Source organism: Cohnella baijiui, assembly GCF_020731285.1.
In the GTDB taxonomy this organism is placed as follows: Bacteria; Bacillota; Bacilli; order Paenibacillales; family Paenibacillaceae; genus Cohnella.
Map to the genome: position 1 here is coordinate 1 of NZ_JAJFOW010000161.1, position 353 is coordinate 353.

1 protein-coding gene is annotated in these 353 nt (G+C 36.0%); it reads left to right on the forward strand.

Features of this window, described 5'->3' with window-relative positions:
• On the forward strand, nt 1–256 hold a 256-nt coding region (locus LKX83_RS32125; RefSeq protein ID WP_227887323.1), incomplete at its 5' end, for a GNAT family N-acetyltransferase.
• Nucleotides 257–353: the final 97 nt, after the last annotated feature.

Genomic DNA, 353 nt, shown 5'->3' on the forward strand with positions numbered 1-353 from the left:
TGAAATTGGATGGAGCATACTACCAGAATTTCAGGGGAAAGGGATAGCAACACACGCCGTTAAACTAGCAATTAATGAAGCAATTAAGGAAGGGAAATACCAATACATACACGCTTTCCCTTCGGTTGAAAATTCTGCTTCAAATGCCATTTGTCGAAAGCTCAACTTTTCATTAATATCAGATTGCGAATTTGAGTACCCACCAGGTAATTTCATGCATTGTAACAATTGGCGTTTGGAAATAAATAAATCATAATTGTTTCTTCAACAATCGGAGACGTTAGTTGAAGAACAACCAATACCATTGTTGTAGTAAATGAGGTCGTTTGTTGTACAATAAAGGATAGATGAAT